The 25,601-nt window shown below is 66.3% G+C and carries 22 protein-coding genes; 11 read left to right on the top strand and 11 right to left on the bottom strand.

Going from position 1 to position 25,601, the window contains the following annotated elements:
* The first annotated feature begins 62 nt into the window (after window positions 1-62).
* The 4 genes from MTR66_RS02070 to MTR66_RS02085 are packed head-to-tail and all read left to right on the top strand — an operon-like array spanning window position 63 to window position 5,389.
* A complete protein-coding gene (locus MTR66_RS02070) occupies window positions 63-1,037 on the top strand; it encodes a glucokinase (RefSeq protein WP_243917466.1) in 975 nt (324 codons plus the stop codon).
* On the top strand, window positions 1,037-1,663 hold the full coding sequence (eda, locus tag MTR66_RS02075; protein ID WP_243917467.1) for a bifunctional 4-hydroxy-2-oxoglutarate aldolase/2-dehydro-3-deoxy-phosphogluconate aldolase: 627 nt from the start codon (window positions 1,037-1,039) through the stop codon (window positions 1,661-1,663). The genes MTR66_RS02070 and eda overlap by 1 nt, the downstream gene beginning before the upstream one ends.
* Window positions 1,660-4,449 (top strand): phosphoenolpyruvate carboxylase, encoded by a 2,790-nt coding sequence (locus tag MTR66_RS02080; RefSeq protein ID WP_243917468.1) that lies wholly within the window; start codon window positions 1,660-1,662, stop codon window positions 4,447-4,449. Before eda ends, MTR66_RS02080 begins: the two co-directional genes overlap by 4 nt.
* On the top strand, window positions 4,442-5,389 hold the full coding sequence (locus tag MTR66_RS02085; RefSeq protein WP_243917469.1) for a gliding motility protein GldB-related protein: 948 nt from the start codon (window positions 4,442-4,444) through the stop codon (window positions 5,387-5,389). Before MTR66_RS02080 ends, MTR66_RS02085 begins: the two co-directional genes overlap by 8 nt.
* 15 nt (window positions 5,390-5,404) lie before the next feature.
* Here MTR66_RS02085 and MTR66_RS02090 read toward each other — a convergent pair whose 3' ends face one another.
* Entirely contained in the window at window positions 5,405-6,208 is an 804-nt protein-coding gene (locus tag MTR66_RS02090; RefSeq protein ID WP_243917471.1) for an NAD(P)-dependent oxidoreductase, read from the bottom strand.
* Between the two features lie 216 nt (window positions 6,209-6,424).
* Here MTR66_RS02090 and MTR66_RS02095 point away from each other — a divergent pair, with 216 nt between their 5' ends.
* The 4 genes from MTR66_RS02095 to MTR66_RS02110 are packed head-to-tail and all read left to right on the top strand — an operon-like array spanning window position 6,425 to window position 11,092.
* Window positions 6,425-7,456 carry a 2-oxoadipate dioxygenase/decarboxylase family protein gene (locus MTR66_RS02095; RefSeq protein ID WP_243917473.1) on the top strand — a complete coding sequence of 344 codons (1,032 nt, stop codon included), beginning with the start codon at window positions 6,425-6,427 and terminating at the stop codon, window positions 7,454-7,456.
* 5 nt (window positions 7,457-7,461) lie between these two features.
* Complete coding sequence (gene astD, locus MTR66_RS02100; protein ID WP_243917976.1) at window positions 7,462-8,874, top strand: succinylglutamate-semialdehyde dehydrogenase; 1,413 nt, start codon at window positions 7,462-7,464, stop codon at window positions 8,872-8,874.
* Window positions 8,871-10,076 (top strand): hydrolase, encoded by a 1,206-nt coding sequence (locus MTR66_RS02105; protein ID WP_243917475.1) that lies wholly within the window; start codon window positions 8,871-8,873, stop codon window positions 10,074-10,076. Before astD ends, MTR66_RS02105 begins: the two co-directional genes overlap by 4 nt.
* Window positions 10,073-11,092 (top strand): arginine N-succinyltransferase, encoded by a 1,020-nt coding sequence (locus MTR66_RS02110; RefSeq protein ID WP_243917477.1) that lies wholly within the window; start codon window positions 10,073-10,075, stop codon window positions 11,090-11,092. The genes MTR66_RS02105 and MTR66_RS02110 overlap by 4 nt, the downstream gene beginning before the upstream one ends.
* 26 nt (window positions 11,093-11,118) lie before the next feature.
* Here the strand turns inward: MTR66_RS02110 and MTR66_RS02115 are convergent, their stop codons facing one another.
* The 9 genes from MTR66_RS02115 to atpD are packed head-to-tail and all read right to left on the bottom strand — an operon-like array spanning window position 11,119 to window position 17,613.
* Window positions 11,119-11,985, bottom strand: a complete 867-nt coding sequence (locus MTR66_RS02115) for a F0F1 ATP synthase subunit gamma (RefSeq protein ID WP_243917479.1) — start codon at window positions 11,983-11,985, stop codon at window positions 11,119-11,121.
* Window positions 11,978-13,504, bottom strand: a complete 1,527-nt coding sequence (locus MTR66_RS02120; RefSeq protein ID WP_243917480.1) for a F0F1 ATP synthase subunit alpha — start codon at window positions 13,502-13,504, stop codon at window positions 11,978-11,980. Before MTR66_RS02120 ends, MTR66_RS02115 begins: the two co-directional genes overlap by 8 nt.
* Window positions 13,497-14,237 carry a F0F1 ATP synthase subunit delta gene (locus tag MTR66_RS02125; protein ID WP_243917481.1) on the bottom strand — a complete coding sequence of 247 codons (741 nt, stop codon included), beginning with the start codon at window positions 14,235-14,237 and terminating at the stop codon, window positions 13,497-13,499. Before MTR66_RS02125 ends, MTR66_RS02120 begins: the two co-directional genes overlap by 8 nt.
* 18 nt (window positions 14,238-14,255) lie before the next feature.
* Window positions 14,256-14,498, bottom strand: coding sequence for a F0F1 ATP synthase subunit C (locus tag MTR66_RS02130; RefSeq protein WP_243917482.1), 243 nt, complete (start codon window positions 14,496-14,498; stop codon window positions 14,256-14,258).
* Window positions 14,495-15,187 (bottom strand): F0F1 ATP synthase subunit A, encoded by a 693-nt coding sequence (locus MTR66_RS02135; RefSeq protein ID WP_243917483.1) that lies wholly within the window; start codon window positions 15,185-15,187, stop codon window positions 14,495-14,497. The genes MTR66_RS02130 and MTR66_RS02135 overlap by 4 nt, the downstream gene beginning before the upstream one ends.
* On the bottom strand, window positions 15,184-15,462 hold the full coding sequence (locus MTR66_RS02140; RefSeq protein ID WP_243917484.1) for an N-ATPase subunit AtpR: 279 nt from the start codon (window positions 15,460-15,462) through the stop codon (window positions 15,184-15,186). Before MTR66_RS02140 ends, MTR66_RS02135 begins: the two co-directional genes overlap by 4 nt.
* Window positions 15,459-15,740: an AtpZ/AtpI family protein gene (locus MTR66_RS02145; RefSeq protein WP_243917485.1), complete on the bottom strand. Its 282-nt coding sequence runs from the start codon at window positions 15,738-15,740 to the stop codon at window positions 15,459-15,461. Before MTR66_RS02145 ends, MTR66_RS02140 begins: the two co-directional genes overlap by 4 nt.
* Window positions 15,737-16,183 carry a F0F1 ATP synthase subunit epsilon gene (locus tag MTR66_RS02150; RefSeq protein ID WP_243917486.1) on the bottom strand — a complete coding sequence of 149 codons (447 nt, stop codon included), beginning with the start codon at window positions 16,181-16,183 and terminating at the stop codon, window positions 15,737-15,739. Before MTR66_RS02150 ends, MTR66_RS02145 begins: the two co-directional genes overlap by 4 nt.
* The gene (gene atpD, locus MTR66_RS02155; RefSeq protein WP_243917489.1) at window positions 16,180-17,613 is read right to left on the bottom strand and encodes a F0F1 ATP synthase subunit beta; all 1,434 of its coding nucleotides are present in this window, start codon (window positions 17,611-17,613) and stop codon (window positions 16,180-16,182) included. Before atpD ends, MTR66_RS02150 begins: the two co-directional genes overlap by 4 nt.
* A gap of 340 nt (window positions 17,614-17,953) precedes the next feature.
* On the opposite strand from atpD, the gene MTR66_RS02160 reads away from it, so the two are divergent.
* Window positions 17,954-20,338 (top strand): TonB-dependent receptor plug domain-containing protein, encoded by a 2,385-nt coding sequence (locus MTR66_RS02160; RefSeq protein WP_243917491.1) that lies wholly within the window; start codon window positions 17,954-17,956, stop codon window positions 20,336-20,338.
* A 186-nt stretch (window positions 20,339-20,524) separates the two neighbouring features.
* On the top strand, window positions 20,525-22,255 hold the full coding sequence (gene ggt / locus MTR66_RS02165) for a gamma-glutamyltransferase (RefSeq protein WP_407673018.1): 1,731 nt from the start codon (window positions 20,525-20,527) through the stop codon (window positions 22,253-22,255).
* Between the two features lie 22 nt (window positions 22,256-22,277).
* On the opposite strand, the gene MTR66_RS02170 is transcribed toward ggt, so the two are convergent.
* The gene (locus MTR66_RS02170) at window positions 22,278-23,150 is read right to left on the bottom strand and encodes a LysR family transcriptional regulator (protein ID WP_243917493.1); all 873 of its coding nucleotides are present in this window, start codon (window positions 23,148-23,150) and stop codon (window positions 22,278-22,280) included.
* Window positions 23,151-23,248: 98 nt separating this feature from the next.
* On the opposite strand from MTR66_RS02170, the gene MTR66_RS02175 reads away from it, so the two are divergent.
* Window positions 23,249-25,582: an arylsulfatase gene (locus MTR66_RS02175; protein WP_243917495.1), complete on the top strand. Its 2,334-nt coding sequence runs from the start codon at window positions 23,249-23,251 to the stop codon at window positions 25,580-25,582.
* The last annotated feature ends 19 nt before the right edge of the window (window positions 25,583-25,601 follow it).

Here is a 25,601-nt window from a genome sequence, read left to right on the forward strand (position 1 = left end):
CGCGGGCGGTCCCCCTCCCCATTCCGCAAGCGGAACAGGGAGGATTGAAGATGGAGAGCGGCATGACTGAACTCGTCGCCGTCGATATCGGCGGCACCCACGCCCGCTTCGCCATCGCCACTGTGGCGCCGGACGGCACGATCACGCTGGGCGAACCGGCCACCCTCCACACCAAGGACCACGGCAGCTTCCAGCTCGCCTGGCAGGCCTTTCGCGAGATGAACGGCGGCACCCTGCCCCCGTCCGTCGCGATGTCCGTCGCCGGGCCGGTGGGCGGAGAGATCATCAAGTTCACCAACAACCCCTGGATCCTGCGCCCCGGCCGCATCGAAGAGATGCTCGGCCCCACGCGCCACACCATCGTCAACGATTTCGCCGCCGTCGGCCATGCCGTCGCCCGCGCGCATGAGGATGACTACATCCACCTCACCGGGCCCGAAACGCCGCTGCCCGCCTCGGGCACGCTGAGCGTGCTGGGCCCCGGCACCGGCCTCGGCGTCGCCCATGTCTGGCGCGACGGAAAGGGCGGCTACCATGTGCAGGCGACCGAAGGCGGCCATATCGACTTCGCGCCGCTCGACCTGATCGAGGACGCCATCCTCGCCCGGCTGCGCAAGCGCCATAACCGAGTCTCGGTGGAGCGCGTCGTCTCTGGCCCCGCCATTGTCGATATCTACCAGACGCTGGCCGCCATGGAGCACCGCGCGGTCGTGGAACTGAGCGATGTCGAAATCTGGACGGCGGGCACTTCGGGCGAAGACAGCCTTGCCGCTGCCGCCGTCGACCGGTTCTGCCTGTCGCTGGGCGCAGCGGCGGGCGACTATGCCCTGGCGCAGGGCGCCTCGGGCGTCGTGATCGCGGGCGGGCTTGGCTACCGTATCCGCGAGACCATCCAGAAATCGGGCTTTGCGGAACGTTTCCGCGCCAAGGGCCGTTTTGCCAGCATGATGGCGGGGCTTCCCGTCAAGCTTATCACTCATCCGCAGCCCGGCCTGTTCGGCGCGGCTGCCGCTTTCGCCAGGGAGCATCTGCAATAATGACCACTTCATCCGCCGCCGTCGAAAAGGTCATGCTTCTGGCCCCGGTCATCCCGGTGCTGGTGATCGAGGATATCGAACACGCGCTGCCCATCGCCGAAGCGCTGGTCGCAGGCGGGCTGCCCGCGCTGGAAGTCACGCTGCGCACCGAATGCGCGATCGAGGCGATCAAGGTGATGAAGCAGGTTCCCGGCGCCGTCGTCGGCGCAGGCACCGTACTCACGCCCGAAGATCTGGCGAAGTCGATCGACGCGGGCGCCGAGTTCATCGTCTCGCCGGGCCTCACGCCCAAGCTGGGCGAAGCCGCCGCCAAGTCCGGCATCCCCTTCCTGCCCGGGACCGCCAATGCCAGCGACGTGATGTTCGCGCTCGAACTCGGATTCGACCGGCTGAAGTTCTTCCCCGCCATGGCGGCGGGCGGCCCGCCCGCGCTGAAGGCGATCTCGGCCCCGCTGGCGGCCGCGAAGTTCTGCCCCACCGGCGGCGTAACCATGGACAACGCGCCGGACTGGCTGGCCCTCGATGCCGTGCTCTGCGTGGGCGGAAGCTGGATGGTACCCAAGGGGGCGCCCGATGTGGCCAGGATCGAGGCGACGGCCCGCGCGGCGGCAGGGCTCGCTCGATGACCGGCCCGGCGCTCTCCACCGTCGCGGATCTCGAAGCCCGTCTTCAGGAACTCCACAAGCTGACGGCGCAGACGCCGCTTTACAATCCGGTCTTCCAGCTCGGCATAGAACTGTCGCGCAAGCTGGAAAACGGCGAAATGAGCCTCGACGATATCGAGGCTCTCGTGGCCGAGATGGAATGCGAGGGGCTGCGCGCCCGCGCCATCCGCCTCGGCCGCGTGCTCGAAACTGTCTCTCTCGAAGAAAACGACGCCCGGCTCGACGCGGCGGCGGATGAAGACGACTTCACCGCGTTCGCCGTGCGCTGGCAGCGTCCGGCCGCGCATGTCGTCTTCACCGCGCATCCCACGTTCCTGCTCACCAGCGCGCAGACCGAAGCCGTCGCCCGTTCGGCCTCGACCGGCGATCACAGCGATGCCACCGTTTGCGTCGCTTCGGCCGAGCGCGACACCATCACGCTCGATCTCGAACACGAAAAGGCCATGGCCGCCATCGCCAAGGGTCAGAAAGCGCGCGACCGCATCTGCGCCCGCCTGTTCGACATCGCCGCCGCCCGCTGGCCCAAGCGCTGGAAAAGCCTGCAACCGATGCCGGTGCGCTTCGCCTCCTGGGTCGGTTATGACATGGACGGGCGCACCGATATCGGCTGGTCCACCTCGATCCGCTACCGCCTGCAGGAAAAGGCGCAGCGCCTGTCCGGCTATGCCAAGAGCCTCGAAGGGCTGGAGCCCGAAATCGCCGCCCGCCTCGCCCGCGCGGCGGCGCATACGGCGGAAATGGCCGCCAATTTCAGCCGGGACCTGAGCGAGCCCGAAGCGCTTTCCGCCGCTGCCAATGCGCTGACGGCCGATCATCCGGACAAGCTCACCAGCCTCTCCGGCGTGATTGCGGAGCTGGAGGAAGAGGCCCGCCACGCCGGGCAGGAGGCCGCCTGCAAGCTGCTCGTCACCGCCGCCGCCATGCGCGCGGACGGCCTCGGCATGGGCTGGATTCACTTCCGCGTGAATGCCTCGCAGCTCCAGAACGCGATCCGCCGCCGCATCGATCCGGACGGCAAGCTCAGCCTCGCCAGCCAGGCCGCACTGATGAAAATGCGCGAGCTGCTGGCGGACGTGAAACCGCTGAAGTCCAATTTCGCCGCGCTCGCGATCGAGAACAGCACCGCCGTGCGCCAGTTCCTCGCCATGGCGCAGATCCTTGGCCATATCGACGCCGATGCGCCGATCCGGATGCTGGTGGCCGAGTGCGAACAGCCGACCACCGTGCTGGCCGCGCTCTATTTCGCCAAGAAATTCGGGATCGAGGACAAGGTGGACGTCTCCCCCCTGTTCGAGACCGAATCCGCGCTGGAACACGGCGGCCGCTTCCTCGATGCGGTGCTGTCCGAACCGGCCTACCGCGAATACGCCAAGAAGCGCGGGCGCATCTCGATCCAGACGGGCTTTTCGGACGCGGGCCGCTTCGTCGGCCAGATCCCGGCGGCGCTTGCCATCGAGCGCCTGCACGGGCGCCTGGCCGAGGCCATGGTGGCCAACGGGCTCACCGATGTCGCCGCGCTGATCTTCAACACCGGCGGCGAATCGATGGGCCGCGGCTGCCACCCCTCCAGCGTGGACGACCGTTTCGACTGGCAGATGCCGCCCTGGGCCCGCCGCCGCTTCCTGCGCGCCGGGATCCGGCTGGAGCCCGAAGTCTCGTTTCAGGGCGGCGACGGCTATCTGTGGTTCGGTTCAGACGAGCTGGCGCTGGCGATGCTCACCCGCATGGCCGAAAAGCCGCTATGGGGTGCGGACATCAACGCGCCGACCGACGTGTTCTACCGCCGCACCGACCTTAGCCTCGATTTCTACCGCGCGATCCGCCGGGTGCAGCACGAACACCTCGAAAGCGCGACCTACAGCCGGGCGATCACGGCTTTCGGCCTCGGCCTGCTCAACGATACCGGGAGCCGCAAGTCGCGCCGCCAGTCGGACCTTGCCGCCGACCGCACGATGAGCCTGCGCCAGATCCGCGCGATCCCGCACAACGCGATCCTCCAGCAGCTCGGCTATCCGGTCAACGTGATCGCGGGCATGGGCACCGCGTCGGACGGCAACCGCGAGGAGATCGCCGAAATGCTGACCGAAAGCGCGCGCGGGCGGCAACTGGTGCGACTGGTGCGCGCGGCGAACGCGCTCGCCTCGATCAAGACGGCGGCGGCCTATGGCGAGCTGTTCAATTCGGCCTACTGGGCCAGCCGCCCCTATCGCGGGCACGAGCAGCACATTTCCGAGGCCTGCCTGACGCTGGCGGAATACCTCACCAAGGATGACCGCACCGGCGTGTTCCGCCGCCTCGCCTCGCGCCTGCGCGTCGATGCGCTGAAACTGCACAAGCTGCTCGACCTGATCCCGGACGAAGACCCGCCGATCAAGGACCGCGAACACACCCGCCGCAGCCTCGGCGCGCTGCAGGCGCTGCGCATCGCGCTGTTCAAGCACATGTTCCTGCGCGCGGTCATGGTCCCGCCTTTCAGCCGCGCCAACGACATCAGCCGCGACGACGTGCTGGAGATGTTCTTCAGCCTGCGCGTGGAAGACGGCCTTGCCCAGCTGCGCCGCGCCTTCCCGGTCCACTTCCCCTCGATCAGCGACTTCGCCATCGACGCGCCGAGCGAGTACCCGGATTCCAGCGCGGCAGGCTATGCACAGATCCACAAGGACTTCATCGATCCGATCGCGCGCTCACACGCCCTGTCGCTCCGGATCACCACGGCGCTGGCGAACGAGTTTGGCGCGCATGGGTAAACTGAATTGGCTTGGCGCTGTGGCCGCCCTTGCGATGCATGCGGTTCCTGACGGTGCCGCATACGCCGACACACGCCAGACGGCGGAAATTCGCACCAGTGACGTCGCAAGATTCTATGCCATCTACGACGCTGCCAAAGGCAAGCCTTCGGCAGAAGTTCTGCAACGGGAGTATATCGAAGGCGGCACCGACGGTGTTCGCCAGTTCGTGCCGTACCGGATCGTCTCGGGCGAAGCGCTGGCCAAAGCTATTGCCGGGAACCCCGAGGTCTATGATCATGCACGCCAATGCTTGAATGTTCTGCCCACAGTATCGGCTCGACTTAAAAACGCCTTTCGCAAGTTGGCCGAACTCGATCCAGACGCAACGTTCCCCCCCGTGACCATTTTGATCGGCCGCAACAACAGTGGTGGAACGACCGGCGAATCCGGCGTGCTGATTGGATTGGAAGTGACTTGCCGTTCGAACTGGCTGGAAGCCGATCTCTCCGACCGGCTCTTGCATCTGATTGCGCATGAATATGGGCACATCCAGCAGGCGCCCGAACTCAATGACGGAACAATTCCGGCAAACCTCCTCAAGCAATCGCTGACCGAGGGCGTGGCGGAACTGATGGCCTGGCTCACCTCCGGCAGCGTGAGCAACACACATCTCGCGAACTGGACCAAGGGGCACGAGCGAGAGATCGAGGGAAAATTCCTTCTGGACAAGGACAGTACCGATATCTCCGCCTGGCTCTACAATGGCCCGGGGACGCCCGAGCATCCCGGCGATCTCGGCTATTGGGTCGGATACCGCATTGCGAAAGCCTACTACCAGAAAGCCAAGGACAAGCGCGCGGCCCTTCGCGTGCTGCTAAAGCTCGAAGACCCTGACGCCATTCTGGCACAGAGCGGCTGGCATCCTGGCATGACGGACGAAACACAGCCACCAGCCTAGCCCGGCACGCTGTTTCTATCCCTCGGTCGCCAGCAGCAGGAACGACTTCGCCACACTCTCCAGCATCGCCGTATCCGCGCTGCCGGGCAAGATGCTGGCAAGCAGGTTGGTGTCCTTGAGCAGCATCTTCGCGCCGTGTTCGAACGCGCGCGGCTCAGGAATGCGGGCATAGACTTCGAAACCAAAGCTGCGGCCGGAGCTGGCCTTGACCAGTTCGGCGAGCGCCTTGCGGTCCACACCCAGCGCCTCGCCCGCCTGCAGCGCGGCCTGTGCCAGGCCCATGTTGGCGGCCATCAGCGTGTTGTTGACGATCTTGGCTTTCTGCCCCGCGCCCGCGCCGCCGAGCAGCACGATCAGCTTGCCGAAGCTTTCGAACACCGGCTTTGCCTGATCGAAAGCCGCCTGCGATCCGCCGCACATCACCGTCATCGTGCCTGCCTCGGCGCCCGGCGCGCCGCCGCTGACGGGGGCATCGACCATGGCCACGCCATGGCTGCCGCACAGCGCCTCCACCCTGATCGCGGTTTCGGGCAGGATCGTGGAATGCAGCGCCAGCAGGCTGCCCGGCTTCATCGCGGGCACCAGCCGCCCGCAAATTTCCAGCACGTCGGCATCGTTGACCACGCACAGTCCTACGTGATCGCAAGCCGCGCCCAATTCCTCAACGCTAGCCGCGACGGTCGCGCCTTTTTCGGCAAATTCTGCGGTCACTTCCGGGCGCCGCGCCCAGACCGTGAGCGGAAAGCGCAGCAGCATCCGGTGCGCCATCGGCCCGCCCTGACTGCCAATTCCAATAAAACCCGTGCTGATCGCCGCCATGTGCTTTTCCTTCTCCCGCCGATGCGGCGTTTCTCGCCATGGAAGCGTCTGGACGGGAGCCTGTCCAGTCATCGGAGCCCAAGACCGCCGTGCATCGCCGGGGCGTCATCCCCCTTTGGGAAGGTTATCCCGCCCCCAGACCGGCGGCGCATGGACTTCCCCCTGCCAAGTTCCTAATGTTCCGCCCACACGCAACAATTGAACAACGAGGATGTCATGGCTCCCCCCACTGCCAATGCCGCCCACGATGCGGAAACACTCGCACACCTGCTCGCTGCCGCGGTTGGCGAGGCCCGCGCCGCATGGACGCTGGAAACACTGGCCATCGCGCCGGACTTGCGCGGCAGCTCCAGCCGCCCCAGCCGCGCACACGTGGCCATAGCGCTCAATGCGGCGCTGTTCCTCGATCTGGTGGACCGCGTGCCCACCGCCGCCCGCTATGTGCAAGCCGTGCGTGCCACGGGTGAGCCAATCGTCTTCGATCACGGCGCCCTGCGCACGATCGATGGCCCTTGCGGTGCGCTGCCCCGGGGCTACACCGCCTTCGCGCGCATTCTGGCGCCTCTGGGCTATGAAGTGGGCGGCCTCTATCCCCTGCCCGCCCTGAAGATGACCGGCCGCGCTTTCGTGCACCGCGATTTTCCGGAAACGATCCCGCAGTTCTTTGTTTCCGAATTGCACGTCAGCGAACTGCCCGAGGCGGCTCAGGCCGCGGCGGAACGGATTTTCGGCGCCTCCAGCGATCCGCTGGGCAAGGCCGAACAGGCCGCGCTCGACACTCTGGCCCGCGACGGCACCTGCTCAATGGAAGAAGCCGAAACCATCGTGAAAGGCCTGCTGCGCGCCTTCGGCCGGCAGCACCCGGCCCCTGCGCTGGAGGATTACCGCGCGCTGCTGGAACACAGCAAGGAAGGCGGCTGGATCGCCACCGAAGGCAATGCCTTCAACCACGCCACCACCCGCGTGCCCGATGTCACCGCGCTGGCCAAAGAGTTGAAAGCGGAAGGCTATCCGATGAAGCCCGCCGTCGAAGTCTCGCAGAACGGCCGCGTGCGCCAGACCGCGATCCTCGCCGACACCGTCAGCCGCCCGTTCCGGCTGCCCGACGGCAGCGAGACGGTGATGGACGTGCCGGGATCGTTCTACGAATTCATCACCCGCGATACTGACCCGGCCACCGGCCTGCTCGACCTCACGTTCGACAGCGGCAACGCCACCGGTATCTTCGCAGTCACGAGAGCCCAATGACCACTATGCTGCAATCCTTCGATCCCGCCACCGGCGATCTCGTCTGGGAAGGCGAAATGGCCAGCCGCGATCAGGTGACCGCCGCCCTGCACCGCGCCCGCAGCGCCTTCCCGCAATGGGCAGCGCTGCCCGTGGAAGCGCGCGTGGAAGCCGTGCAGCGCTTCAAGGCCGCACTCGAAACCCGCAAGGAGGCCTTGGCCGAAACGATTTGCCGCGAAACCGGCAAGCCGCGCTGGGAAGGTCTTGCCGAAGCGGGCTCGATGATCGGCAAAGTCGGCATCTCCATCGCCGCGCAGGCCGAGCGTGCGGGCGAGAAGCATACGGACATGCCCTTCGGCCAGGCCGTGCTGCGCCACCGCCCGCATGGGGTGATGGCCGTGCTGGGCCCGTTCAACTTCCCCGGCCACTTGCCCAACGGCCACATCGTCCCGGCCCTGCTCGCGGGCAACACGGTGGTGTTCAAGCCGAGCGAAATGACCCCGGCGACCGGCGCGGCGATGGCCGAATGCTGGGCGGAAGCGGGCCTGCCGGACGGCGTGTTCCAGATCCTGCAAGGCGCACGCGAAACCGGCGAGGCGCTGGTCTCCGGCCCGATCGACGGACTGCTCTTCACTGGCTCGGCGGCGGCAGGCGCGCATTTCCGCCGCATCTTCGCGGACCGGCCCGACGTGATCCTGGCGCTCGAACTGGGCGGCAACAATCCGCTCGTCGCATGGGACGGCGATGTGGACGAAGCCGCCGCCATCGTCGTCCAGTCCGCCTTCGTCACCACCGGCCAGCGCTGCTCCTGCGCGCGGCGGCTGATCGTGCCGGACAATGATTTCGGCACTGCACTCACCGCCGCCGTCGAGGAACTTGCCGGACGGCTGGCCATCGGTGCATGGAACGAGACGCCAGAACCCTACATCGGCCCGCTGATCTCCGATGCCGCCGCCACGTCGGCCATGGCCCGCGCCGAAGCGCTGGTGGAGCACGGCGCGAAAGTGATCCGCCCCTTCACCGGGATCGAGGGGCGCAGCGCCGCCTTCGTCACCCCGGCGCTGTTCGATGTCACCGGCGTGGGCGTGCCGGACGAGGAGATTTTCGCGCCCGTCCTGCAAGTGCGCCGCGTCGCGGATTTCGATGCTGCTCTCATGGCCGCGAACCACACCCGCTTTGGCCTCTCTGCGGGCCTGATCAGCGGTGACGACGGGCTATGGCAACGCTTCATCCACGAATGCCGTGCCGGGGTGGTCAACCGCAACCGGCCCACCACCGGTGCTGCCGGATCGATGCCGTTCGGCGGCCTGGGCGACAGCGGCAACCACCGCCCCAGCGCCTATTACGCGGCCGATTACTGTGCCTATCCCGTCGCCAGCTTCGAAGCCGCGAGCGCCGCAGGCAACACCGGCGCTCTTTCGGGAAAACTGCGCGCATGAGCGGCCTGACGCCCGAAGAACAGGCCCTCATCGCCCCCATCGAGCGCGCGCCGATTCTGGAGCGCACGTTGGAATGGGCCGCCATCAACAGCGGCACGACCCATCTCGATGGCCTCGCTGCCATGGCCGCGAAGCTGGCCGAGGCCTTCGCCGTGCTGCCGGGCGAAGTGCGCCTCGCCGAACCCGTGCCGGTGGAGAAAGCCGACAGCGAAGGCCACATGCGCGCCGTCGCCCATGGCCGCCATCTCGTCGTCTCGGTGCGCCCGGAGGCCGAACGCCGGGTGATCCTGACCGGCCACATGGACACGGTCTATGCCAAGGATCACCCCTTCCAGACCTGCGACTGGCTCGACGAGGACACCCTGCACGGCCCCGGCACGGCCGACATGAAAGGCGGCCTCTCGCTGATGCTGGCCGGTCTTGCCGCTTATGAACGCGGCAATCCCACGCTCGGCTACGACGTCCTCATCAACAGCGACGAGGAGACCGGCTCGCTCTCCTCCTCAGCGCTGATCGCGCAGCTCGCGCGCGGCAAGATGGCGGCGCTGACTTACGAACCTGCCCTGCCCGACGGCTCGATGGCCCGCGCGCGGCCCGGCTCGGGCAACTATGCCGCGATAATCCACGGCAAGTCCGCCCATGCGGGCCGCAATCCGCAGGACGGGCGCAATGCCGTCGTCGCGGCGGGCGATCTCGCCCTGAAACTGGCGGCCGGACGGCGCGAGGGGCTCTCGGTCAATCCGGCGCGGATCGAGGGCGGCGCGCCCAACAACACGGTGCCCGATCTCGCCATTCTCCATTTCAACCTGCGCCCGCGCACGCCGGAACTGGCCGAGGTGGCTCAGGCGATGATCGATGCCGCCATTGCCGAAGTGGCAGCGGAACACGACGTCTCGATCCACCTTACCGGCGGCGTATCGCGCCCGCCCAAACCGATCGGCTCCGAAACCGAGGCGCTCTACGGCCTCGTCTCGCAGGCCGCCGCCGACCTCGGGCAGGCGATGCGCTGGAAGGACACCGGCGGCGTGTGCGACGGCAACAACATCGCCGCCTGCGGCGTGCCGGTGCTAGACACCATGGGCGCGCTCGGCGGCTCCATCCACTCCCCGGACGAATTCCTGCTCGCCAGTTCGCTCGACGCCCGCGCACGGCTGACGGCCCTGGTCATGCACCGTCTGGACCGGCAGGGTATCACTCTATGAGCTTTCTCCTCAGAACCGCCCGCGAAAAAGACCTCGACGCGCTCTACCGCATGGCCAAGGGCACCGGCGGCGGCTTCACCAACCTGCCGCCCGACAAACCGACGCTGCAGGAGAAGCTGCACCGCGCCGCCATGGCCTTCGCCCGGCCCGAAGATACGCTGAACAATGATCTGTTCGTCTTCATCCTCGAAGACACCGAGACCGGCAAAGTGCGCGGCACCTGCCAGATCATGTCGCAAGTGGGCACCGAGCTGCCGTTCTACTCCTACCGCATCGGCCGCATCACCCAGCATTCCAAGGAACTGGACCGCACGTTCCGCGCCGAGATGCTCACTTTGTGCACCGATCTCGACGGATCGAGCGAAGTGGGCGGGCTCTATCTCGATCCTACCGAGCGCTCTTCGGGCGTGGGCAAGCTGCTGGCGCGCAGCCGCTACCTGTTCATCCGCGCCCACCGCGCCCGCTTCGCCGACCGCACCCTGGCCGAACTGCGCGGCGCGATCGACGATGCCGGCAACTCGCCGTTCTGGGACGGCCTTGCCGGGCGCTTCTTCGACATGAGCTTTCGCGATGCCGACGAATTCAACGCAAGGCACGGCAACCAGTTCATCGCCGATCTCATGCCCAAGCACCCGATCTACACCGCGCTGCTTTCCGAAGGCGCGCGGCAAGTCATGGGCCAGCCGCACTATTCGGGCCGCCCGGCAATGCGGATGCTGGAGAACGAGGGCTTCAAGTTCCAGAATTATATCGACATCTTCGACGGCGGCCCCTCGATGATGGCCGATACCGACCGCATCCGCACTGTCCGCGAAGCCAAGGATGCAACAGTGACGGCGCTGGTCTCAGCGGAAGACGACAGCCCTACGCACATCGTCTCCTGCGGCCGCCTTGCAGATTTCCGCGCCTGCCTGGGGCATGCACGCGAAACCGAAGGCGGCGTGGCGCTCGACGAGCAGGCGGCCGGACTGCTGGGCGTGAGTGCGGGCGATATCATCACTTACGCCCCGGCCTGAGGGGCCGTCTTTCCCACTTGCAACCGTCAATCGCGCACAGCGCCTGCCAGTTCGATCAGTTCCTCGGTGATCTGCTCTTGCCGCAGGCGGCGCGAGGTGGCGGTCAGTTCGTCGAGCTTGCGGCCGACATTTTCACGCGCGGCGATCATCGCGCGCATCCGGGCGTCGTTCTCGGCAGCGTAGGACAGAGTGACCGCCTCGCATAGCTCAGCGAAGACATATTCGTCGGTCAGCCGCGCCAGCAGCAGCGGAGCGGGCAAGTGCACCAGCGGCGGCTGCGTCAGATTGGCTGGAGAAAAACGCGCAAAATCGAAGGGAAACACGGTCTGGCGCGTCACCGTATACGGTGCCGCATGCGCCTCGTCGGGCCGGGCGCTGACGATCACGACACGGCTCGCCCTCCCCTCCTGAAGGCGTGAAAACAGCCTGTCCGCCAGACGGTTGGCCAGCGCCGCCAATTGATCCGCATGCCCTGCCATCGCCATGCAATCGACAGGTTCCAGCCCGCGCTCGCGCGCTGCCCCCACGCCCCGGCTGCCGACCATCAGCAAGTCGGCCCGCTCCATGCCTACGGTTTCGACCAGTGCCTGCACCGCATCCAGAACATGGGTATTGAAGGCACCGACAAAGCCCTGTTCGGCGCACAGAGCCACGATGAACAGGCGGCCGGTATCGCTCCCGTCGCTGCCGGGACCGGCGCCATCCTCCGTATAGAGCGCCAGGGCCTGCGCAATCGCGCTGCCGATGGTGTCTGCATATTCACGGATGCCCGCCAGCCGCGCATTGGCCTCGCGGCTGCGCACGGCGGCGATGCCGCGCATGGCGGAGATCACCGAGGAGAGCTGGCGAACGCTGTCGATCCGGTCTTCGACATCGCTCAGCCGCTCAGCCATGAGCGGCCCCCGTGAGCGAGCGAACGGCGTTTGCCAGCCGCTCCAGCGCGGCATCGTCAAGCGTTTCGTTCGCTTCGACCGCCGCCACCAGATCGCCCGCCGCACCATCAAGCGCAGCCCCGATCCGGGGCCGCAACGCGGCGATGGCATCGGGCTCCAGTGCATCGAGCACCCCGGCATCGAGCGCGGCCAGCAGCGCCACCTGATCGGCCTGCCGCATTGGGCTGAAACGCGGCTGAGCCAGCACCGCGCGGATGCGCTCGCCGCGTGTCAGTGTCGCCTTGAAGCGCGGATCGGAGACGCCGCCAAGGCGGGTGAACATCTCCAGTTCGAGGAACTGCGCATAGTCGAGCCTGATCCGCCCCGAGACCTGCCGCAGCGCCCGCTTCTGCGCCTTGCCGCCAACGCGGCTGACCGAAAGGCCGACATCGACCGCAGGCCGCTGGTTCGCGGCGAACAGGCGGCTGTCGAGCACGATCTGCCCATCGGTGATCGAGATCAGGTTGGTGGGGATATAGGCAGAGAGGTTGCCCGCGTCGGTCTCGGCAATCGGCAGCGCGGTGAGCGAGCCGCCGCCCAGTTCGGGCGAGAGCCGCGCGGCGCGTTCGAGCAGGCGGGCGTGAAGGTAGAAGATGTCCCCCGGATAGGCCTCGCGCCCCGGCGGTTCGCGCGTGAGCAGGGCGAGTTCGCGGTGGGTGGCGGCGTGGCGGGTGAGATCGTCGATCACGATCAGCGCGTGCTGGCCCTTGTCGCGGAAATATTCAGCCATGGTGAAGCCCGCGAAAGGGGCCAGCCATTGCAGCCCCGGCGCTTCGGCGGCGGAGGCGACCACGAAGATGCAGCGTTCGGGGGCTCCGTGGGCTTTCACCGCCTCGATCGCGCGGTCTATGGCGCTCGCCCGCTGGCCCACCGCGACATAGACGCAGAAGACGTCCGAGTTCTTCTGGTTGATGATCGCGTCGAGCGCGACAGAAGTCTTGCCGGTGGCGCGGTCGCCGATGATCAACTCACGCTGCCCGCGCCCGAGCGCGAAGAGGGCATCGACCACCAACACGCCCGTCTCGACCGGCTGCGAGACGAGATCGCGGTCAATGATCGCGGGCGCCGGGCGTTCGACTGGTAAGCGCCCGGCCTCCTCTATTGGATCGCCATCATCGAGCGGACGGCCCAGCGGATCGACCACCCGGCCCAGCAGCCCTTCCCCCACCGGCACGCGTACCACTTCGCCGGTGCCCGAAACGCGCATCCCCGCCTCGATTCCGGCGGCATTGTCGAGAATGACCGCACTGATCGCATCGGCATCAAGCGTGAGGGCAAGGCCCATCTCGCCGCCTTCGAAGCGCAGTTGCTCGTTGAGGCGGACATCGGGCAGGCCGGAAATGCGGGCAATGCCATCGGCCACTTCTTCTACCACGCCGAAAGTTTCGGCATGGGGGGTGAGATCGACTGTCTTCAGCCGCTCGCGGCCCTGCTCCAGCCAGCGGGTGCCGAGGTCCGCCGGGAAAGCCGCGTCATCCATCCTGCTTGTCCAGCCTGGCCGTCACGCGGTTCAGATCCGCACGCAAGTTGACATCGAGCACGGCCATGCCGCCGCTCAGCCGAAGCCCGGCGATCAGGGCGGGATCGCTATCGAAGGCCAGGGCAGCCTCATGCGCCAGCGCCCGTTCGATCGTGTCGCGCGCCATGTTCTTCTCCTCATCCGCCAGTGGGCGGGCGCTGACGAGCGAGGCCGGAGATGCACTGGTGGCAAGCGTTTCGCGCGTCGCTTCGGGCAGCGCGGCCAGCGCCTGTTCCAGTTCCGGCAGGAAGGCGGACAGCGGCAATTTCGCGCCCGGCCCTTCGAGCAGGCGGGCGGCCATGTCGGCGGCCAGTTCGTTGGCATGGCGGGTCATCTGCGCCTCGGCCTGCCCGCGCGCATGGGCGATGGCCATTTCGGCATCGGCGCGCTGCCGCTGGGCCTCGGCATGGGCCGCCTCGACAAGCTTGGCGCGCTGGCCTTCCGCCTCCTTGCGCGCGGCATCCAGCGCGGCTTCGCGGGCGGCCACAGTGCGTTCACGCTCAGCTTCCGCTTCGCGGATGGCCTCTGCCGCCTTGTCTTGCACCGCCTTGGCATCATCGAGCAGCGCGTTCGCCGCAGCCTGCCGGTCGGCCACGACTTTCGCCATGGGCCGGAAGAAGAACCGCCCCAGCAGCCAGAGCAGCACCACCAGATTGATGGTCTGCAGGCCGATGGTCCACCAGTCGATGCGCATGGGCCGCGCGCTCCCGCCTTACTTCACGAAAGGATTGGCGAAGAGCACCAGCAGCGCGACCACCAGACAGTAGATCGCCATGGTCTCGATCATGGCGAGCCCCACGAAGAGCGTGCGCGAGATCGTGCCCGCCGATTCCGGCTGGCGGGCAATGGCATCGAGCGCGGCGGCCACGGCCCGGCCTTCGCCCAGCCCCGGCCCCAGCGCCCCGAAGGACACGGCGATGGCCGCCGAAAGCACGCTGATTTCTTCAATTGTCATGGAGCACTCCGTTCAGGGGAACCGGCTTCGCGGCCTTCGCTGACCGCGGCGCCGATGAAGACGCAGCCAAGAATGGCAAAGATATAGGCCTGCACCGCGCCCGTCAGCAGATCGAGCGCCATCAACGGGATCGGCACCAGCAGCCCCGCAAGCGAGAGCATGATGCCGATCACGAAGACGCCGCTCATCACATTGCCGAACAGGCGGATGATCAGGCTGAATGTGCGGGTGATCTGCTCGACGAGGTTGAGCGGAATCATCACCCAGGTGGGCTGGGCGAAAGTCTTGAGATAACCGATGAAACCATTCGAGCGCACGCCATGGTAGAGCGTGGCCACGAAGACCATGAGCGCCAGCGCGGCATCGGTTTCGAGATGCGCAGTGGGCGGCTCCACCCCCGGCAGCGCGCCCGACCAGTTGGCGATCAGCACGAAGAGGAAGATCGTGCCGATCAGCACCCGGTACGGCGCCGGATCGGACTGCACGACATCGCGGATCTGATCGTCGAGCGCGCCCGTAACCAGTTCGGCAACCACCTGCACTTTGCCCGGACGCTGCTTCAGATGGCGCTTCAACAGGAGCGCACCAAGCACCATCACCGCCATGATCACCCATGTCGCCACCACCGGCTGGGTGACCGGCACCGGGCCGATGTGAAACATCGGTTCGACGATGAGCGGAGACTTCATGGTTCCCTCCGCGCGCGGCGCAGCACCACGGCGCGAGCGATAACGATGCCCAGCGCGCCCGCCAGCAGCGGGATCGCGCCCAATTTCACCAGCGCGAACAGCACTGCCGCCATCACCGCCATGCGCAGGAGATGCACGGCCACAGCGCGCCCGGTGCGCCCGTTCAGGTAATCCTCGCTCACCGAAGCCAGCGTGCCGAAATGCACGAACCCCAGCACCAGTCCCAGCAGCAGGGCGCCCACGGCTTCGATCCAGACGAGCGGTTCGGGCATCATGATACGTTCCTGTGCATCCAACGCCATGCCAGCACGAAGCCGATCACCGCGCCCAGCATCAGCGCCGGGGCGGAAAAGAAAATGCCGGTGCCGAAATGCCGGTCAAGCCAGCGCCCGGCCAGCAGGCATAGCAGGATCGGCAGCACCACCATCCAGCCCAGCACGCCGATCTGCGCGAAACGCGTGCCCAGCGAAGGCTCGGGATCGGCCCGCCCCGCCTTCTCCCGCTCCGAGGCCTGCCGCGCGGCTTCGGCCATGGGATCGAGATCGGCGGTCATGCCTGATGCTCCTCCAGAATGGCGTTCAGGCTCTCATCCCCGGTGCGCATCAGATAGCGCATAAGCTGGCGGACGGCGCGGGCATGTGACTGGGCCTGCTTGACGCGGGCCACCCGCTCGGCCTCTTCCTCGTTGGCGCGTTCAGCCTCGATTTCGGCTTCCAGCGCATGGAGATCGTCGCCCAGCAGCGCCCTGCGGCACGCGATGGCGACGTGGGTGCCGCCCGTTACCGACAGCACTCCGCCACGCACCGCGCAATAATGCCGCACACCCTCCTCATCCTCCCAGCGCACCAGCGAGGACGGCAGCACGGTCAGCAGATCGGTATGGCCGGGCAGCATGCCGAAGCTGCCGGATTCGTCCATCGCACGCACCTTGCGGGCCGCTTCATCAACCACCTCGCTTTCGGGCGTGGCGATGGTGAGGCGCAAGGTCCGTGTCATGCGGCCTGCACTCCCGCCGCCGCCTGTTCCTTGGCGCGCGCTTCCTCCAGCGTGCCGACCATGAACAGCGAGCTTTCGCGCCAGCCGTCACACTCGCCATCGAGGATCGCGCGGCAGCCCGCAATCGTATCCTCCGGCTTCACCGACTTGCCGGGCGTGCCGGTAAAAGCCTCCGTCACCACGAACGGCTGGGTGAGGAAGCGCTGCAACCGCCGCGCCCGCTCGACGATGCGGCGGTCCTCCACGCCCAGTTCCTCGATCCCGAGCAGCGAGACCACATCCTGCAACTCGCGGTAATGCTCGATAGTGCGGCGCACTTCGGTGGCGACGCGCACGTGCTCCTCGCCCAGAATATCCGGATCGAGCAGCACGGACGTCGAGGCGATCGGATCGATCGCGGGATACATGCCTTCCGCCGCCATCGAGCGCGACAGCACGATCATCGAATCCACATGCCCCGCGATCGTGGTGACGGCGGGATCGGTGAAATCGTCGGCAGGCACATAGACCGCCTGAATCGCGGTGATCGCCGCTCCGCCCACCGAGGCGATACGCTCTTCCAGACTGGCCACTTCGCTGGCCAGCGTCGGCTGGTATCCCACGCGCGAGGGCAGACGGCCGAGCAGGCCCGAAACTTCGGCGCCCGCCTGCACGAAGCGGAAAATGTTGTCCATCAGCAGCAGCACGTTCTGGTGCTTCTGGTCGCGGAAGTATTCGGCGATGGTCAGCGCCGTCATCGGCACCCGCCAGCGCGCGCCGGGCGGTTCGTTCATCTGGCCATAGACCAGCACGGTGCGCTCCAGAACGCCGGACTCGCTCATGTCGAGCAGCATCTCGTGCCCCTCGCGCGAGCGTTCGCCCACGCCCGCGAAAACGGAAATACCCTGATAGCCCGTCACCATGGCCTGGATCAGTTCCATCACCAGCACGGTCTTGCCGACGCCCGCCCCGCCGAACATCGCCGCCTTGCCCCCGCGCGAAAGCGGGGTGAGCAGATCAATCACCTTGATCCCGGTGGTGAAAGTGTCGATCGAACCGGTCTGTTCGGAGAGCGCGGGCGGCGCGCGGTGGATCGGCCAGCGCGGCACATCGTCCGGCAGCGGCGCGCCCTTGTCGCCCAAAGCGCCCGAAACTGTCAGCAGCCGCCCCAACACGGCATCGCCCACCGGCGTAGTCAGCGAGGCGCCCATGCGCCGGGCCTCATCCCCCCGGCGCAGCCCGGAAGTCGGCTCCAGCGCAATGGCGCGAACCGTGCGGGTATCGAGATGGGCCTGAACCTCCGCCAGGATCGCGGGCCCGCCGCGCTCCTCGATCATGACGGCTTCATCTATGGCGGGCAAGCCCCCTTCGGAAAAGGCAATATCGACCACCGCGCCGCGAACGGCTGCCACTGTTCCCAAGGCTTGGCTGTGATCGTGAGTCGATGTCACCGGCGAGTCCTCTGGCCGCAGTGGGATGGTCGGTGGTCCGGGCCATCCTGTCAACCGGCTGAAATCGTTCGCCATCCGCAATTCGCCGTATGCGGCCTTGAAGGGGCGGACTCCCCCGCACCGGGCAGGCAAAAAAATTTATCCCGGCATAGTGGATCGAAATGGCCCGTTCGTTTGCAGAGGGTGAGAACCACGGCCGTCCGGTAAGTCCGCTTCCCCTGTCTGGGCGCGGGCGCGCCGTGGGGCTCTTCAACAAAACGATGTTCCACGGGAGGAACAAACGAAAACGCAATCAGACAGTGATCACTTCGCCTCGATTGCGTGCCGTGAGGAGTATAGAATGAAGTTCAGCAAAACCCTGGCCCTCGCCGCATCTGCGGCAGCATTGTCCTATGCACAGGCCGCCCTGGCGCAGGATGCCGCAGGCACAGCGCCTGACGATGAAATCATCGTGACGGGCACGCGTGTGGAAGGCCGCTCGCGTCTCGACACGGCATCGCCGGTCGATGTCATCTCCGCAAAGAGCCTGCAACAGCAGGGCACTACCGAACTGGCCACGGCCCTGGCCGCAGTGACCCCTGCTATCGACTTCCCGCGCCCCGCGGTGACCGACGGCACCGACGCCATCCGCCCTGCCACGCTGCGCGGCATGTCCCCCGACCAGACGCTGGTGCTGATCAACGGCGTGCGCGGCCACACTTCGGCGCTGCTCAACGTCAACGGCTCGGTCGGCCGCGGCTCGGCCGCCGTCGACCTCAACTCCATTCCCTCCACCGCCTTGCAGTCCATCGAAGTCCTGCGCGACGGCGCTTCGGCGCAGTACGGCTCGGATGCCATTGCCGGCGTCGTCAACCTGCGCCTGCGCGAAGCCAGCTCGGGCGGCGGCGCGACGGTGACCTACGGCATTCACGACACCCAGGTCGATACCTCGCGCGGCAATCGCCATGTCACGGGCGAAAGCACGATCACGGCAGCAGGCTGGCAGGGCATGTCGCTCGGCAGCGATGGCTTTGTCACCCTTTCGGGCGAATATACCCACCGCAACCCCACCAGCCGCGGCGGCGAGGACCCGCGCCTTGATCCCCCGGCCGTCAACAGCCGCTTCGGCGATCCGGAGGTCGATTCCTACTCGGTCTACGTGAACACCGCGAAGCCCCTCGACGATATCTGGGAGCTTTACGGCTGGGGCGGCTATCAGAAGCGCAACAGCAAGTCTGCCGCCTTCCCGCGCACGCCGAGCCGCGTCGCCGACAACGGACTGTCTTCCATCTATCCGGACGGTTTCCTTCCGCTGATCAACACCAAGTCGGCCGATCTCACGCTCACCGGAGGGCTGCGCGGCGACATCAGCGACTGGCACCTGGATTTCAACGTCAGCTACGGCCGCAACAAGCTCAAGTACTACACCCGCAACTCGGCCAATTTCTCGCTGGGCACGGATACGCCGTTCGACTTCTACGACGGTTCGCTGACCTATGACCAGCTCGTCTGGGGCGCCGATGTCACCCGCCAGTTCGACGTGTTCCAGTCCCTCAACGTCGCCTTCGGCGTCGAAGGGCGGCGCGAAGGGTACAAGATCGGAGCCGGTGAAGAGAACAGCTACTTCGGCAGCGGCGCGCAGGGCTTCCCCGGCTTCACCCCGGACAACGTTGTTTCACGGCACCGGACCAACGCTTCGGCCTATGTCGACCTCGAAGCGCAAGTGACCGACAAGTTCCTGCTCGGCCTCGCCGGACGCGGAGAACGCTATTCGGACTTCGGCACCACCGGGACCGGCAAGATTTCCGCCCGCTACGACTTCACGCCCAGCTTCGCGATCCGCGGCACCGCCTCGACCGGTTTCCGCGCGCCTTCTCTGCAACAGCAATACTTCACCTCGGTGGCATCGGTCATCGTGGACAACGAAGTTGTCCTGACCGGCACGTTCCCGGCAACCTCAGGCGTATCTCAGGCGCTCGGCGGCAAGGCGCTCCAGCCTGAAAAATCGACGAACCTGTCTGCCGGGTTCGTGTTCCGTTCGGGCAACTTCGACCTCACCGTCGATGGGTATCGCATCCATGTCCGCGATCAGCTTGGTCTTTCCGAGAACATCCGTGTGGTGGACGGCATGACCGACCATGACGCAGAGTTCCTTGGCAACTTGCTGGCCGAGAACAACGCATCGGCCGCGCGGTTCTTCATCAATGGCCTGGCCACCACGACCAAGGGCATCGATGCCGTCGCCCACTACAAGCTCGTGACTGACAAGGCCGGCGTGTTCGACTTCACTCTGGCTGGCAACGTCAACGACGTGAAAGTCACCAAGGTGCCCGAAACGACAACGGTCACTTCGCAGCTCGACAACCCTCCCACGCTTTTCGCACGCAGCCGCATCAACACGATGGAAACCGGCACGCCGGGTGAGAAGGTATCGGGCTCGATCGTCTGGTCCGGGGACAAGCTCGGCGCGACGGCGCGCGTGACCTACTATGGCAATGTCATTCAGCCCGGCAGCACCGCGGCTGCGGACAACCGGACCGGCTCGCACGCGATTACCGATCTGGAACTGCGCTATGAAGGCAAGGAAGGTCTCGATCTGGCCATCGGCGCGAACAACCTGTTCGACGTCTATCCCGATGCCATTCCGGCCGAACGCAACTCGATCGGTCTGGTCAGCTTTCCGTTCTTCTCGCCATTCGGCTTCAACGGGCGCTATCTCTACGTCCGCGCGGGCCTGAGCTGGTAATGTGGCTCCCGGCGCCGGTGCTTGCCGCGAACGCAGGCACCGGCCGCGATAGCAGGCCTTGCCATGTCAGCATGATGACAAGGATGGGCTGTTATCGCCGGTGAATTCAGGACATGCCCGGCACGGCTTGCAAACCGCGCCGGGCACGTCTCTATACGGCTTTTCTCTAATATCCGGAGGTTGCCCTTGCGCCGACTGTCCCTGTTTGCCGGTGCCGCATCGCTGGCACTCGCATCCCTTAACGGTATCGCCCCCACCGCCACGGCTGCAAAGGCAGAGGCTCCGGCCCATCCGGAAAAACAATCCGGTTTCGCCCGCCATGCGATGGTAGCCGCCGCCAATCCTCTGGCGACGCAGACCGGCGTGGACATCCTTCGAAAAGGCGGCTCCGCCGTCGACGCGGCCGTGGCGATTCAGGCGGTTCTGGGCCTTGTCGAGCCGCAAAGCTCGGGCCTCGGCGGCGGCTCCTTCATGGTTTACTACGACGCCAAGACCCACAAGGTTACGGCCTACGACGGGCGAGAAAAGGCCCCGATGGGTGCGACCAAGCGCCTGTTCGTGGACGATAGCGGCAAGCCCCTCCCCTTCTTCGACGCGGTACTGGGCGGCATCTCCACGGGCGTGCCCGGCGCCATCGCCATGCTCGACATGGCACACCACGATCACGGCAAGCTGCCCTGGGCGGACTTGTTCAAGCCCGCCGAAAAGCTCGCCTCTGACGGTTTCATCGTCAGCCCCCGCCTTGCCGGGATGATCCGGCTCAAGCAGGCACCGCAACCTTCCGCGCCCGATGCCAAGCGCTATTTCACCAAGGCCGACGGCACCCCCTATGCCGCGGGGGACAGGCTGAAGAACCCGGCCTACGCCAGCACCCTGCAGCGCATCGGCAAATTCGGGGCCTCCGGCCTGCTGACCGGCCCCATTGCGCAGGATATCGTCAACCGCGTGCACGAGGGCCCGCGCCCCAGCACGCTGACACTGGCCGACCTAGCCGCCTATCGCCCGACCAAGCAGAGCGCATTGTGCGAGCCTTTCCTGACCTATGTCGTGTGCACCCCGCAGGCGCCCTCAGGCGGTCCGGGCCTGCAAATCGCGCTCGGCGTGCTCAACCAGACCGACATCGCCAAGCGCGGGCCGGACGATGCGAAAGCCTGGTTCGAATTCGGGCAGGCCAGCCGCCTCGCCTATGCCGACCGGGACCGCTACATCGGCGATCCTGCTTTCGTGAAAGTGCCGGTCAAGGGGCTGCTCGATCCCGCCTACCTCAAGAAACGCGCCGCGCTGATCGGCGAGAAGGCCGGGCCCATAACCTTCGGGATGCCGGAAGGCGCGCCCGATGTCGGGCCGGACGCCACGGCGGAGCCGGGCGGCACCAGCCACTTCGTGATCGTCGATGCGCAAGGCAATGTCGTCTCAATGACGACCACGGTCGAGAGCATCTTCGGATCGGGCCGCATGGTCGATGGCTTCTTCCTCAACAACCAGCTTACCGACTTCTCGTTCTCCCCCAACGACAAGGACGGAACGCCCGCCGCCAATGCCCCCGCCCCCGGCAAGCGCCCGCGTTCGAGCATGGCGCCCGCCATCGTGCTGACGCCGGGCGGCAAGTTCGTGGCGGCGGCCGGATCGCCCGGTGGCTCTTCGATCCAGGCCTATAACCTCAAGGTTCTGGTCGCCCTGCTCGGCTGGAAAATGAGCCCGCAAGCCGCCGTTTCACTGCCCAACCTCGTGGCCCGGGGCGACCGTTATAGTGCCGATCCCTTCCCCGAGCCGATCATGCAGGCACTTGCCGCACGCGACATGCCGCTGTCTACGGCACGCGGGGAGAACTCGGGCCTGCAGGCCATCATCGTCAAGAACGGCGGCTATGAAGGCGGCGCCGACCCCCGCCGCGAAGGCACAGCGCGCGGGTTCTGACGTCCGGTTTTGCCTCCGCACGCTATCCCCGGGCGCACCCGCGCACCGCCTGCTGCACCAGATCGGCAACGATCCGCGCCGCAGGCGAGCGGGTGCGGCCCGCCAGCGTGATCATGCAGATGCGGCTTTTCGCGAGAGCGCGGCCTTCCACGGCCAGCGCTTTCATCCGGCCTTCGGCGAGTTCCTGCCGCACGAAAGCCGGTGCTGTGATCCAGGTGCAATCGGTGGCGAGCGCCGTTTCCCGCAGGATATGAAAATTGTCGCAGATGAAGGCCCCAGCATCGGCCTTCCCCGTGGTCATCCCGACCGGACGGGCGGCGGGATAGGCAGCGAGGTCCTCGGGCGTAACCTGGTCCAGCCGCGCCAGAGGATGATCGCCGCGCACGACATGGGCGAGATCCAGCAAGGCGATTTCCTCGATAGCGATGCCCGAAGCATCGGCCACCTGCCAATCGGTGCCGATGATCATTTCGATCGAATCGTCGTACAGATCGGGAAGCAGGTCCACCGCCGGTTTTATGAGAGTGGCGATCTCCAGACTGGGACTGGCCGCCAGCAGACGGCTGCCTAGCCCCGGCAGAACCAGACTCGCGAGCAAAGGACCGATCCCGAACGCCACCCGCCCAGCCGCACCTTGCGCATAGAGGCGCACGTTGCGCGCGAATTCGTCCGATGCCCGGATCAGCGCGCGGGCCTCTCCCACCACGAATTCCCCAGCGGGCGTGACGGTCACCCCGCCGCGCCCGCGGTCGAACAGTTTGAGGCTGTGCCGGGCCTCGAACGCGGCAATGCTGCGGCTGAGCGCGGGCTGGGTAATGTTCTGCTGCTCGGCCGCGCGCGAAAAGCTCAAGGTATCGGCAACGGCGGCGATGTGGCGGAGACGGGTGATATCCATATCATGCATCAATAGCATGGAATGATGATTTCATATGCATTGGACGTTATGCTTTATAGACCTATCCTGTCTGCGACCGAGGTGGGAAGGATTTTCGTATGGGTATGCCGACATTCCGGCCGCTGAAACTGGCCGCTGCCGGACTCGCGATCGGGACCTGCACGCCCGCGATCGCGCAAGCGGACCGCACCGTCCTGCCCATCCCGCGCGCGCCATTCACCGGCACGATGGCGGACAACGTGCTCGACGCGACTCCTTCGCCGTCCGCGCCGGTGCGGGCGCCGCAGGGCGCGCCCAACGTGCTGCTGTTCATGTCCGACGATGTGGGCTTCGCGATGTCCAGCGCTTTCGGCGGCCCGGTGCCCACGCCCAATTTCGACCGGCTTGCGCGCACCGGCGAACGTTTCAACCGGTTCAACACCACCGGCATCTGCTCCCCCAGCCGCGCGGCGCTCCTGACCGGGCGCAATCACCACAACGCGGGCGTCGGCTGGCTGAGCGACCTTTCCACCGGCTTTCCCGGCTATAACGGCCGGATGCAGCCCGACACCGCCACGGTCGCCCAGATCCTGCGGCTCAACGGCTACAACACGGCGATGTTCGGCAAGCACCACAATATCCCGGCGCAGGAACGCAGCGAGGCTGGCCCCTTCGATGCCTGGCCGACGGGTCTGGGCTTCGAATACTTCTTCGGCTTCCCCAATGGCGATAGCGACCAGTATTCGCCCGAACTCTACCGCGGCATCTCCCGCGTCGGTCCCGGCGACGGGGAAGGCAAGATGCTGGATGAGCGCCTGGCCGATGATCTGATCCGCTGGGTTCACAACCAGCAGGCCGGCGCCCCCGGCAAGCCGTTCCTCGCCTATCTCGCCCCGGGATCGGCGCACGCGCCGCACCAGGTGCCGCCCGAATGGATCGCCCGCTTCAAGGGCCAGTTCGATCAGGGCTGGGACGCGATGCGCATCGAGACATGGCGCCGCCAGCTGTCCATGGGGATCATTCCCAAGGGCACCAAGCTGACGCCTCGCCCCACAGAAATCCCCGCGTGGGACACACTTTCTCCGCAGGAAAAGGCCTTTCACGCGCGCACCATGGAAGTCGCCGCCGCGCAGCTCGCCTTTCAGGATGCCCAGCTCGGCCGCGTGATCGACGAGCTGCAGCGCATGGGGCTGCTGAACAACACGCTGGTGGCCGTCGTGCTTGGCGATAACGGCGCCAGCGGCGAGGCCGGGCCCGAAGGCACGATCGACGAACTGCGCGGCATGGACCACATTCCCGAGCGCAAGGCCTGGATGCTCGCCAATATCGACAAGCTGGGCGGACCGGAGACTTACGAAAACTATTCGGTCGGCTGGGCCTGGGCGATGAACACCCCGTTCCGCTGGGTGAAACAATATGCTGACATGCTGGGCGGCATCCGCAACGGCATGATCCTGAACTGGGCCGGGCATGTCGCTGATCCGGGATCCATCTGCGGCGAATTCTCCCACCTGATCGACATTACCCCCACCATTCTCGACGCGGCCCGCCTGCCCGCCCCCAAGGAGGTTCTGGGCACCATGCAAAAGCCGATGGACGGGACCAGCCTGCTGCCCGCCCTGCAAACCTGCGAGGCGGACAAGCCGCGCACGCAGTATTTCGAGATCGGCGGCAAGATGGGCCTCTATCACGATGGCTGGTTCCTCAGCGGCGAGGATGGCCGCACGTCGTGGGAGAACGTGCCGCCGGGCGGCCCCAAGCCCAAAATCACCTGGACACTCTACAACCTCGACAAGGATTTCTCGCAGTCCACCGATCTCTCGGCCCAATATCCGAAGCGTCTGGAAACGATGAAGGCGCTGTTCCACAAGGAGGGCGAGAAGAACAACGTCTTCCCGATCGACCACCGCTTCGGCATGGCCCGCGCCATGGCTGTGATGCACCCAGACCCGCGCAAGCATTTCGATTTCTGGGGAAAGGACGTTTCGATCCCGGCGGTCGGCGGGCCGGTGCTGATGGCTCGCCCTTTCACACTCAAGGCCGATCTCAGACTGGACAGCGCGCAGGCCTCGGGCGCGGTGGTGGCGCTGGGAAGCTGGTTTGGCGGCTGGAGCCTCTATCTCGATCAGGGCCACCCAGCTTTCGTCTGGGCCCGGTCCACCGATCCGCAGGAGACGTTCAGGGTGGTGTCGGACAAGACCCTGCCGCAAGGCGCCAGCACGCTGACCCTGCGCTTCCAAACGCAGAAGCCCGGAGGCCCGGCACAGATCGTGCTGAACGCGGACGGGCAGGACTATGCGCGGCTGGACGTGCCGGTGAACTATTTCCAGCCTGCTGGGAATGGCGAGTCACTCGACGTCGGCCGCGACCTTGGCGTGCCGGTCACGAAATACCGCACGCCGCATGGCCAGATCGAGGGCGACGTACCGCACGTAACTATCGATTACCCCTGATCCCTCCGGGTCGCCAGCC

This window comes from Novosphingobium beihaiense (assembly GCF_022832375.1).
GTDB classification, from domain to species: Bacteria; Pseudomonadota; Alphaproteobacteria; order Sphingomonadales; family Sphingomonadaceae; genus Novosphingobium; species Novosphingobium beihaiensis.

Bases quoted from the DNA above. Each gene is read 5' to 3' on its own strand.
- MTR66_RS02070 (WP_243917466.1), top strand. From the start codon at position 63: ATGACTGAACTCGTCGCCGTCGATATCGGCGGCACCCACGCCCGCTTC.
- eda (WP_243917467.1), top strand. From the start codon at position 1,037: ATGACCACTTCATCCGCCGCCGTCGAAAAGGTCATGCTTCTGGCCCCG.
- MTR66_RS02080 (WP_243917468.1), top strand. From the start codon at position 1,660: ATGACCGGCCCGGCGCTCTCCACCGTCGCGGATCTCGAAGCCCGTCTT.
- MTR66_RS02085 (WP_243917469.1), top strand. From the start codon at position 4,442: ATGGGTAAACTGAATTGGCTTGGCGCTGTGGCCGCCCTTGCGATGCAT.
- MTR66_RS02090 (WP_243917471.1), bottom strand. From the start codon at position 6,208: ATGGCGGCGATCAGCACGGGTTTTATTGGAATTGGCAGTCAGGGCGGG.
- MTR66_RS02095 (WP_243917473.1), top strand. From the start codon at position 6,425: ATGGCTCCCCCCACTGCCAATGCCGCCCACGATGCGGAAACACTCGCA.
- astD (WP_243917976.1), top strand. From the start codon at position 7,462: ATGCTGCAATCCTTCGATCCCGCCACCGGCGATCTCGTCTGGGAAGGC.
- MTR66_RS02105 (WP_243917475.1), top strand. From the start codon at position 8,871: ATGAGCGGCCTGACGCCCGAAGAACAGGCCCTCATCGCCCCCATCGAG.
- MTR66_RS02110 (WP_243917477.1), top strand. From the start codon at position 10,073: ATGAGCTTTCTCCTCAGAACCGCCCGCGAAAAAGACCTCGACGCGCTC.
- MTR66_RS02115 (WP_243917479.1), bottom strand. From the start codon at position 11,985: ATGGCTGAGCGGCTGAGCGATGTCGAAGACCGGATCGACAGCGTTCGC.
- MTR66_RS02120 (WP_243917480.1), bottom strand. From the start codon at position 13,504: ATGGATGACGCGGCTTTCCCGGCGGACCTCGGCACCCGCTGGCTGGAG.
- MTR66_RS02125 (WP_243917481.1), bottom strand. From the start codon at position 14,237: ATGCGCATCGACTGGTGGACCATCGGCCTGCAGACCATCAATCTGGTG.
- MTR66_RS02130 (WP_243917482.1), bottom strand. From the start codon at position 14,498: ATGACAATTGAAGAAATCAGCGTGCTTTCGGCGGCCATCGCCGTGTCC.
- MTR66_RS02135 (WP_243917483.1), bottom strand. From the start codon at position 15,187: ATGAAGTCTCCGCTCATCGTCGAACCGATGTTTCACATCGGCCCGGTG.
- MTR66_RS02140 (WP_243917484.1), bottom strand. From the start codon at position 15,462: ATGATGCCCGAACCGCTCGTCTGGATCGAAGCCGTGGGCGCCCTGCTG.
- MTR66_RS02145 (WP_243917485.1), bottom strand. From the start codon at position 15,740: ATGACCGCCGATCTCGATCCCATGGCCGAAGCCGCGCGGCAGGCCTCG.
- MTR66_RS02150 (WP_243917486.1), bottom strand. From the start codon at position 16,183: ATGACACGGACCTTGCGCCTCACCATCGCCACGCCCGAAAGCGAGGTG.
- MTR66_RS02160 (WP_243917491.1), top strand. From the start codon at position 17,954: ATGAAGTTCAGCAAAACCCTGGCCCTCGCCGCATCTGCGGCAGCATTG.
- MTR66_RS02170 (WP_243917493.1), bottom strand. From the start codon at position 23,150: ATGGATATCACCCGTCTCCGCCACATCGCCGCCGTTGCCGATACCTTG.
- MTR66_RS02175 (WP_243917495.1), top strand. From the start codon at position 23,249: ATGGGTATGCCGACATTCCGGCCGCTGAAACTGGCCGCTGCCGGACTC.